General features: G+C 41.4%; 11 protein-coding genes and 2 pseudogenes. 7 read left to right on the forward strand and 6 right to left on the reverse strand.

Going from position 1 to position 8,940, the window contains the following annotated elements:
• Positions 1-53 precede the first annotated feature (53 nt).
• Positions 54-1,112 (reverse strand): histidinol-phosphate transaminase, encoded by a 1,059-nt coding sequence (gene hisC, locus RMY31_RS32595; RefSeq protein WP_322662665.1) that lies wholly within the window; start codon positions 1,110-1,112, stop codon positions 54-56.
• 203 nt (positions 1,113-1,315) lie between these two features.
• On the opposite strand from hisC, the gene RMY31_RS32600 reads away from it, so the two are divergent.
• The 4 genes from RMY31_RS32600 (at position 1,316) to RMY31_RS32615 (ending at position 4,841) form a co-directional block, all read left to right on the forward strand.
• Positions 1,316-1,894, forward strand: a complete 579-nt coding sequence (locus tag RMY31_RS32600) for a hypothetical protein (RefSeq protein WP_322662663.1) — start codon at positions 1,316-1,318, stop codon at positions 1,892-1,894.
• Between the two features lie 16 nt (positions 1,895-1,910).
• The gene (locus RMY31_RS32605; RefSeq protein ID WP_322662661.1) at positions 1,911-2,396 is read left to right on the forward strand and encodes a TIGR00725 family protein; all 486 of its coding nucleotides are present in this window, start codon (positions 1,911-1,913) and stop codon (positions 2,394-2,396) included.
• Positions 2,397-2,524: 128 nt separating this feature from the next.
• On the forward strand, positions 2,525-3,316 hold the full coding sequence (locus RMY31_RS32610) for a hypothetical protein (protein WP_322662659.1): 792 nt from the start codon (positions 2,525-2,527) through the stop codon (positions 3,314-3,316).
• 115 nt (positions 3,317-3,431) lie between these two features.
• Entirely contained in the window at positions 3,432-4,841 is a 1,410-nt protein-coding gene (locus tag RMY31_RS32615) for a glycosyltransferase (protein ID WP_322662657.1), read from the forward strand.
• On the opposite strand, the gene RMY31_RS32620 is transcribed toward RMY31_RS32615, so the two are convergent.
• From RMY31_RS32620 to RMY31_RS32635, 4 genes and pseudogenes are all read right to left on the reverse strand, one after another.
• On the reverse strand, positions 4,819-5,004 hold the full coding sequence (locus tag RMY31_RS32620) for a cytochrome P450 (protein ID WP_409879081.1): 186 nt from the start codon (positions 5,002-5,004) through the stop codon (positions 4,819-4,821). The genes RMY31_RS32615 and RMY31_RS32620 overlap by 23 nt on opposite strands.
• Positions 4,944-5,402: pseudogene (locus tag RMY31_RS32625) on the reverse strand (cytochrome P450). The gene RMY31_RS32620 and the pseudogene RMY31_RS32625 overlap by 61 nt, the downstream one beginning before the upstream one ends.
• Before the next feature lie 102 nt (positions 5,403-5,504).
• A complete protein-coding gene (locus RMY31_RS32630) occupies positions 5,505-5,696 on the reverse strand; it encodes a hypothetical protein (protein ID WP_322662653.1) in 192 nt (63 codons plus the stop codon).
• 105 nt (positions 5,697-5,801) lie between these two features.
• Complete coding sequence (locus RMY31_RS32635; protein WP_322662651.1) at positions 5,802-6,062, reverse strand: hypothetical protein; 261 nt, start codon at positions 6,060-6,062, stop codon at positions 5,802-5,804.
• Here RMY31_RS32635 and RMY31_RS32640 point away from each other — a divergent pair.
• The 3 genes from RMY31_RS32640 (at position 6,049) to RMY31_RS32650 (ending at position 8,234) form a co-directional block, all read left to right on the forward strand.
• Positions 6,049-6,393 (forward strand): hypothetical protein, encoded by a 345-nt coding sequence (locus tag RMY31_RS32640; RefSeq protein ID WP_322662649.1) that lies wholly within the window; start codon positions 6,049-6,051, stop codon positions 6,391-6,393. The two genes, RMY31_RS32635 and RMY31_RS32640, sit on opposite strands and share 14 nt — an antisense overlap.
• Before the next feature lie 541 nt (positions 6,394-6,934).
• Complete coding sequence (locus tag RMY31_RS32645) at positions 6,935-7,138, forward strand: hypothetical protein (protein WP_322662763.1); 204 nt, start codon at positions 6,935-6,937, stop codon at positions 7,136-7,138.
• Complete coding sequence (locus RMY31_RS32650) at positions 7,074-8,234, forward strand: glycoside hydrolase family 10 protein (protein ID WP_322662753.1); 1,161 nt, start codon at positions 7,074-7,076, stop codon at positions 8,232-8,234. The genes RMY31_RS32645 and RMY31_RS32650 overlap by 65 nt, the downstream gene beginning before the upstream one ends.
• Positions 8,235-8,554: 320 nt before the next feature.
• Here RMY31_RS32650 and RMY31_RS32655 read toward each other — a convergent pair.
• Positions 8,555-8,701: pseudogene (locus RMY31_RS32655) on the reverse strand (glycine--tRNA ligase subunit alpha); the annotation flags it as partial.
• Positions 8,702-8,940: the final 239 nt, after the last annotated feature.

Genomic DNA, 8,940 nt, shown 5'->3' on the forward strand with positions numbered 1-8,940 from the left:
ACATATATAATAAAGCGATTATTACTCTATATTTTGTGCTTTATTAGACCATATTATCCAGACCCTAATAAATAAATTAGCGCTTCCATGAGGGTTTGATTTTGTTCATCAGTGCCAATGGTGATACGTAATTTATCCTCTAGTCCTGGCTGCTTGAAGTAGCGGATTAAAATTCCCTGTTCCTTCAGTTTTTGATAGAGGTATTCGGCGTTTCCTTGGGGAGGTTGTGTCAGCAAAAAGTTAGTTTGAGAATCCCAAATATGGAAACCTAATTTTTTCAAGTCTGTTGCTAGCTTAGTCCGTGATGCTTTAATCTTGGCCACACAGGCATTTTTATAATCTTGATCGGTGATGGCAGCCGTCCCAACTGCACAGGCGATCGCATCAATGTTATAACTATCCTTCACCTTAAATAATCCATTCAATAGCTTAGGATTCGCTATCCCAAACCCCAACCGCAATCCTGCTAAAGAGTATCCCTTAGAAAGAGTGCGAATCACAATGACATTTTCGTATTCTTTTACTAAAGCTAATGCATTTTCTTCCGTAAAATCCACATATGCTTCGTCGATCGCTAAGACCCCAGATAACTGGCTTGCTAGTTTTCGCAAATCATCTATTAGCACTACATGCCCTGATGGACTATTTGGCGATGCAATGAATGTCACAGACCCATTGACAGTAACCAGTTCTTCTATAGGTAAACTGTAATCTTCTCTGTAGGCAATCTCAGTAATATCCGCAGCTTGCATCTCAGTCAAAGTGCGATATAGGACGTAAGTCGGCATCGGATAAACAACCTTTCGCCCAGGTTCAGCACATGCGCGAATCACTATGCTTAACAGCTCGTCGCTACCATTTCCCACAATTATCCAATCGTTAGGAACTCCTAAGACTTTACTTGCAGCTTCCCGAAACTCTCCCCCCAAAGGTTCTGGATACCGTCGCAACCATTCGCCATCAATCTTCCGCAACACTGCTAGGGCTGCAGGAGAGGGAGGATATGGGTTTTCATTGCTGTTGAGTTTAACAATCTGTGTACCGCGTGGGGGCTGCTCACCAGGAACATAACTAGCCATTGCATCAACATTGGAGCGGAAGTAGTTGGGCATAAACAATTTTTAATTCTACAAAGCGGTACTAGCGGTTTTTGAGTAGGAATTATTAGTTTACTTCACAGTAATTTCAAAATTACCTCGTATTTCCCCTGACTATACAAAGTTTTTGTCAATATATCTTGAACTAGCTCCGCAATCCTACGAATTTAGTTTAGTAGTTGGGTATATGACTATAAAATTTAGACGCACCCAACTCAATGAAGCGATCGCCTTTCGTTAAAATCGCCATGATAGTTCTACTTTCCCTTGGTAGTCTTGGTATTGTTGGGGGAAGTTTTTTTCTCAGAAAAGCTTTTAGCAGTACTAGTCAGTCAGAGATAATAACTGATACATCACGCTATAGAGAAATTCGGAATCAGTTGTGGTCTGATGGTAGCGAAGTAAAACATTTTCCTCATGAGATCCCTGTCAGCAATAAAGGTGTACGCATCGCTTATTCTCCCGGCTTTTTGCAAGGTGGTAGCTATTTCCAAGTTAGGCTAAAACAATCACCAGATAAGATCCAAAAATTACTTTCACAATATAGAAATATTGCTCAACGTAAATATAGAGGTGGTGACACAAACGATCACGCTAACCTGCCTAATGGTGTGCCGACAACTTTCTTCTATACTAGTGATTACTCTGGCGAATCTTTTCCAGCCACCTATGAAATATTAGTATTAAACGCACAAGATAAAGGCAGTCCTGGTTTTAAATGGAATCATGGAGATAGCTACGGCGTAGCTATTGATAGTTCAGCCTCAGAAATTGTTTATTGGGCTGAAAAATGGTAGCTAAAAATTAAGCTTTATGCGAAAAATCGTTGTTGGAGTGATGGGACCTGGAGAAAAGGCTAAAGAAAATGATTTGCGAAATGCTTATGAACTAGGCCAACTCATTGCTCAACAAGGATGGGCTTTGCTGACTGGTGGTAGAAATGTGGGAGTAATGGATGCAGCAAATAAGGGTGCAAAAGCTGGCAATGGTTTAACTGTTGGCATTCTCCCCAACGATAACCAGGATGGTATTTCTCAAGCAGTGGATATTGCAATTTTCACAGATATGGGAAATGCTCGTAATAATATTAATGTTCTCTCCAGTGATGTGGTGATTGCCTGCGGTATGGGTGCAGGAACTGCTTCAGAAATTGCCTTGGCTTTGAAAGGAAAAAAGAAAGTGATTTTATTGACTGATGATGAAGAAAGCCAAGTTTTTTTTCAGAAAATATCCCCAGAAAGTGTTTATGTTGTGGACAATGTAGTACATGCGATCGCTACTATCAAAGCAATTTTATAGTAGTCATTTAGATTCTCAATTATTATAGATGCGATCAGTAACAAATTATAAAGTTTGGTAGCGCTAGCATGTGCCCTATAGTAACTTGATTTTAACTTTATAGATGGAACCAGATCCAAAATCTTTAAATGCCTTTGTCCTATATACCTACCTCTGGCACTGCCCTCATAATTGCCCATCCAGGACATGAGATCAGAGTTTATGGCTGGTTAGAGTTAGCTAGTCCCTTCGTATTTATTCTGACAGATGGTTCTGGACATTCTGGCAAGTCGAGGCTCGATTCAACCACAAAAATTTTAAACAAAGTTGGGGCAAAACAAGGCAGTATCTATGGTCGATTTTCAGATTCTCAAATTTATGCAGCAATTCTAAATCAAGACTTTGATTTATTTATTGGGCTGACTGAAGAATTAGTTGATACACTCAGCAAGATAGAAGCGAAAATAGTTGTTGGAGATGCAGTAGAGGGCTACAATCCTGTTCATGATATCTGTCGCCTAATGATTAATGCCGCAGTTGAGGTTTTGCTGCAAAGAGGATATAAAATTGATAACTTCGACTTTTTGCTGAATAGGAAACCAGATGATTTTCCAGGATCGTTCTCCCAGCAGATGATTCGCCTGCAACTAAATGATGAGGCAATGGCACGAAAACTATTAGCTGCCCAAGCATATGATGAAATTGTTAATGAAGTGAATTCTGCTATTCAAACATTTGGGCTAGAAGCATTCCAAATCGAATGTCTACGCCCGATGGATATTCGTGGCAAAGATGATTGTCAGACGCAAGAAACGCCTTTCTATGAACAGTGCGGTGAGAAAAAAGTGGCATCTGGTTTATATCAGCAAGTACTACGTTATCGCGAACACGTTTATCCACTGGCTGAAGCACTTTGGACTCACATCAAAAAGTTGAGCTAATGCCAAATTGGACAAGAATGTATGATTTGTAGAACAAAATAACGATTGTAAACCATCTGTATCAAACTGTTTCCTATTAATCTTAATTATAAATTACGAATTACGAATTATTAGAATGGGTGGTTTGCGAGTTTTAATTACTAATATTACCCTTGCCTCACGAACTGGAACAGAAACTTATGTAAAAGACTTAGCAATCAAGTTACTCAAGCAAGGCCATACGCCGATTGTTTACTGCACACATTTAGGTACATCGACTCAACCAGATTCCATAGTAGAGGAACTTCGTGTAGCTACAGTTCCTGTGGTAGATAATTTAGATGCAGTAGGAGCGACACCAGACATTATCCACGGACATCATCACCCAGGAACGGTAACAGCTCTGTTGCATTTTCCAGAAGTGCCAGGGATATTTTTCTGTCATGATTGGCTAGCTTGGCATGATTATCCACCTTTACTGCCTCGCATTCAATACTATGTTGGTGTTGATTATACCTGTCGCGATCGCCTCATGCTCAGACATGGAATTTCAGAAGAGCGTGTTCGAGTCATCTACAATTCCGTTGATTTGGACAAATTTTCTCTGCGTCCTTCCCTGCCGAAATTTCCCAAACGGGCATTAGTATTTAGCAACCAGGCTAGCGAACACACCTATTTACGAGCAGTCCAAGAAGCATGTGCCCACACAGGTATTGCTTTAGACGTAATTGGAGCAGGTGTAGGTAATATCTGCACCCATCCAGAAAAGATTTTAGGCAACTACGACCTTGTTTTTGCTAAAGCAAGATGTGCTTTAGAAGCAATGGCAGTTGGTTGTGCGGTGATTCTTTGTGACTATAGGGGTGCTGGTGCAATGGTGACAACAACTGAACTTAGCCAACTCAGACGCTTCAATTTTGGGATTCGCACACTTCAAGAAACTGTGCATCCAGATGTGTTGGTGAAAGAAATTGCTCGATATGACTCTGATGATGCGGCTGAGGTTTCTCGACGAATTCGCGAAACAGCTGGACTTGATGCGACAGTCAATGAGATTGTAGCTCTATATCGAGAAGCGATCGCCACTCACCAGACACAACTCATAGATCCCAAAATAGAGGCAAAAGCTGTCTCAGCTTATTTACATAAGTGGATACCTCGATATGGAGAATACGAACTGCTGCAAGTCCGCTTTTCTCACTTGCAGACTGAATATGAACGACAACAGACCGAATATAGCCAAATACAAACTGAGCTTCAGCAATTCCAACTCAAGGTTAATCAATTGCAGGTTGAACATGCACAAATAGTCGATCAATTACAGGCTGAAAATGTCCCAATAGTCAATCAATTGCAGGCTGAAAATGCACAAATAAAGGAACAGTTTGCTCAACTTAAAATTGAACGCCAACGTCTACAAACTGAGGTGATCGCTCTTTACAACTCAACAACAATGCAACTGCGTCAGCGCTTACTCAAGCTGCCAATTATAGGTAGAATAGTTCGTTTGCTATATCGATTAGTTATAGGTCGATTACCACTTTAACAATAAAGATAGAGGGCGGAGGGGTAGAGGAGTACAGACGTTCTAAAAAGCGCTCTGGCTTAAACAGCTTAGGTTCTGGGTAGATATCTGAACGATGATGAGTCAAATAGATGCAGATATACAAGAACATTCCTTTTGGTAAATCGTAACCCATAAAATGCATGGGATATCGCAGAATTCGCAGCAAACAAAAAAAGCAACTGGGTAAATCCGCAGTGTTTCTGAACAGACCGCATTCAAATATCGTAGTTGAGCAATTTTGATTGGATCTCCATTGGTGACATCAATAGAATTGAGTTCTTGTAAAAGTTTTTCGCGGACTTCTGGGACATAGTGAATCCAATATAAAGCCTAAGCTAGAGCGATCGCTGTAGTTCTATGCCCAGCAAATAGCATGGTCATCAACTTATCGCGCAATTCCACATTTGTCATTGGTTGACCTTGTTTATCACGAGCAGATATTAACAAGCTCAGGGTATCTTCACCTGCAAATTCAGCTTGAGTTTGACGCTCGTGAATTTCTTGGTAAATTAGTTTATCAAATAACTGTCTTTGCCGCAGGAAATTTCCCCAAGAACTCCAAGCCTCTAATTCCGAACTAACATTTAACGGTTACAGGTGATTTGCTTGCATGTGGTCGGCGTATTCTCGGCCAAATGTGCCTTAAGGATAATGACTCAATTGCTTTAGATCGATTTTGGGATAATATCCCACTACCTGTTGCAGTTTAAACTCTACTAGCGGATCGACGTTTGCACCCAATGCATCGGCTTTGAGAATCGTAAAATTTCCAACGTTTTCCGAATTTTTGTAAGCCTGAATTGCTTTGTAGAGTTTTTTCAGTTTAAGTAGCATAAATAGACTTCTTCCATCAGCAGCAAACTACTGACCAAAGTTACACCCATTTGAAAAATGATTGCGACAGATGGATTTATATGACCCAGATGTACAAAGTCATTCCTAATCCAAAATGGTATTACGCTTTTTTGCTAGCTTGCGCGACTGTAAAACTAATCTCCTGACCATAGGAAACTCAAGGGTATGACCATCAGGATCTCGGATGAAAGCCCAGTAACGGACAGGATGACCCCAGTCATTTGGCCCTTCTAGCAGAAGTGCTTCTAACTGCGCCTCATTACAAAGACAATCGACTTCCTCGCGGGTTTTACAAGCTACGCCGAGATGAGATGCGGGTGAAAGTTTACCTTTGACTTTAGCCACTTGGATCAGCACAATCACGAACGGTCGAGTCCAAATCACCAATCCAAGCAACGTCTACTTGACTTGTAGAATTGGTGCGGCGATGCACAACTTTCATCCCAGCATACTTGGCATAAAATCAGATGCTTTTATCGATGTCGCTAACCTCAAGTGCGACGTGGGTAAAACCAAAATCAGACATTTGAGGTTTCCTTTATTGTCGGTACACACAACGTTAGCATACCGTAGCGATCGCCTGATTTCGCCACTAGTACATCTACAACTTCCCAGAAGTTCTAATTATCTGAAAGGTCTACTTTGCAAGCTGCTCCTCTTTGTAAGCCGTGCATAATTAATGGAATGTCAAACAGTCCTATATTGGCATCTGCAACGGTGGTGATTATTTGATATCTGAGACTAATGGTGTCATGAGTAAAAAGTACTATTCATCTCCTTGCCTAGCTAGGGAATCTAGAATCTACGCAATAAAATAGATGTTGCAAAAGTGTGATTGCATAGCACACTAAATCTCTATCTAGCAAGCTAAAATGTGCTATAAATAACTTTGCTTACCGTAAATATATATATTTTTGCTACGATGCTGCATTTATCTTTAAATTGAGCCTTTGCCCTTAATACGAAAGCTTTATGGGGCACTCATGACTTATTAAATGCGTCAACAATCCTGGTGTACTAATTCTGCCTCAGTTTCTTTGAGGCAAAATTTTCGGTGCGTCGCATTGAATAAACGAGTATTAACTAACCAATTTATAGTAAGCATAAATGCTTGTAAAATATAAGGCTAGTAGGTTCCGTCATAGAAATATGCGATAGCAAGTGTGGGTAGCTAACAGATTGTTCAAACCTATGAAATTAAGTTTCCTTCTCCAGGGTTGGCGGCAGAGATGCGCTACGGTGAGGCGGTCGCAGTCTTGGATGCCACTTCCTCCACTTGGGGAAACCCCAAGACCAGAGTGGCTACGCTTTTCGTTGATTGCGAACTTCCAAACCCAAAAGGCTTTTCGTCAGACATTGCTCAAGAGCCTTTTCCCGATCCTAGTTTTGATATCGTTTGTCACGGTATTGCTGGTGAGTAGTTTCACCCCTGCGATCGCGCAACTACCACGTCAGGAAATTCGTGGGGTTTGGATGACTAACAATGATTTTAATACGCTCAAAGAACGCACCAAAGTGCAAGAAGCCTTGAATCAACTACGACGGCTGAATTTTAACACGATTTATCCTGTAGTGTGGAATTCCGGTTATGTAATGTATCCTAGCGCCGTGGCACAGCGTACAGGTATCCAGCCTTTTGTCTTGCGAGGTTCAGATGGACATGACATTCTTACAAACCTCATTAACCAAGGTCATCGCAAAGGATTACTCGTAGTTCCCTGGTTTGAGTTCGGTTTCATGGCCCCTCCAACCTCAGAACTGGCGTTGAATCATCCAGAATGGTTCACCCAAAAGCGAGATGGTAGCCAAACTTCGATCAGTGCTGCTGGTGAAGTGATGTGGCTCAATCCCTTCCATCCAGAAGTACAGCAGTTTATCAGCAGTCTCGTCCTAGAAGTCGTCACCCAATATGATGCAGATGGCATTCAGTTTGACGATCACATGAGTTTACCCCGTGAATTTGGTTATGACCAATACACAGTTAACTTATACACTCAGGAAACTAAGAAAAATCCTCCAACCAATCCCGAAGATCCAGTGTGGGTGCGCTGGCGAGCAGATAAAATCACAGCGTTCATGGTACAACTCAACCAAGCTGTGAAACAGAGAAAACCCAAAGCGATTTTCTCCGTATCTCCTAATTACTATGACTTTGCTTACAAGTTTCAGCTGCAAGACTGGCTCACCTGGATACGGCTGAATATTGTAGACGAGCTAATTGTGCAAATTTATCGTCCTGATTTACAAAGTTTTATTGCCAATATTGCCCGCCCAGAAATTCAACAAGCCCAACGAGTTATACCAACTGGAATTGGGATCATGACAGGGTTGCGAAATCGTCCAGTTTCAATACAACAAATTCAATCTCAGGTACGGGCTGCCCAAGGACGTGGTTTAGGTGTCACCTTTTTCTACTATGAAAGTCTCTGGAATGAGTCCCCAGAACCTTCAAGTGAGAGGCTAGCTGCATTTCAAAGTCTCTTTCCTGCTCCTGCGTTCCGCTCTGCGATTGAATAACCTCATAGCAAGGCTTGTCATCAGGGATAGAAACACAACAGCAGTAGTCTAAATTTGGCAGATCCGTACAAAAATCCTACTTTAGATTGTGATTCATCTGTTTAGTTTCCATCTTGTTACACCATTGACAAGCCCATTTTTACTAGATAGTTTAGGCAGACATTTGCAAATTAAAATCCTTAACAAGCAAAGCTCTGCAAGACACTTGTCTTGTTTCGTCAGTTTAATTTTAGCTAGCTGAGTGATATCAAATAACTCCTCTTTAGGGGAGTCAGTAGTCATTGGTCATGCATACAGCTCGTTTGAGCTCTTTAAATAAAAGCCCAAGGTTCAGGTCCTAATGCTCTTAAAAAGGTATGAGGATTCTTGGTGCCAGCTCCCTTTTCAATGTCGTAGGGCTGGGCGATAAAACAACCTTGGTTGCCCCAGAAAAGATGGAGTGTGGCAATAACCGACTGAAAGTTCACGCTATCCCCTCCTAACTCAGTAAAGTGCATACACCATTGTTGCTTACAACCCAGGACAGTGGGCTATTTGAGGGGTCGAAAAAAACTTTCCAAAGAAAATTGGAAAAAGAGTTGACACTGAAGGTTAGGTTAGCTATATTGGATAAGTGCCCAAGAGACGGACGCGAAAGAGCGGCGCTCGAGAGGCGACCGAACCATGAAAATATTATAGTTTGAAAGCCATTATACCACAAGTAGCC

Source organism: Dendronalium sp. ChiSLP03b, assembly GCF_034531165.2.
In the GTDB taxonomy this organism is placed as follows: Bacteria; Cyanobacteriota; Cyanobacteriia; order Cyanobacteriales; family Nostocaceae; genus Dendronalium; species Dendronalium minutum.

Excerpts from the sequence above, each read along its gene's own strand:
- hisC (WP_322662665.1), bottom strand. The coding sequence starts at position 1,112 with ATGCCCAACTACTTCCGCTCCAATGTTGATGCAATGGCTAGTTATGTT.
- RMY31_RS32620 (WP_409879081.1), bottom strand. The coding sequence starts at position 5,004 with ATGCATTTTATGGGTTACGATTTACCAAAAGGAATGTTCTTGTATATC.
- RMY31_RS32610 (WP_322662659.1), top strand. The coding sequence starts at position 2,525 with ATGCCTTTGTCCTATATACCTACCTCTGGCACTGCCCTCATAATTGCC.
- RMY31_RS32615 (WP_322662657.1), top strand. The coding sequence starts at position 3,432 with ATGGGTGGTTTGCGAGTTTTAATTACTAATATTACCCTTGCCTCACGA.
- RMY31_RS32600 (WP_322662663.1), top strand. The coding sequence starts at position 1,316 with ATGAAGCGATCGCCTTTCGTTAAAATCGCCATGATAGTTCTACTTTCC.
- RMY31_RS32630 (WP_322662653.1), bottom strand. The coding sequence starts at position 5,696 with ATGCTACTTAAACTGAAAAAACTCTACAAAGCAATTCAGGCTTACAAA.
- RMY31_RS32605 (WP_322662661.1), top strand. The coding sequence starts at position 1,911 with ATGCGAAAAATCGTTGTTGGAGTGATGGGACCTGGAGAAAAGGCTAAA.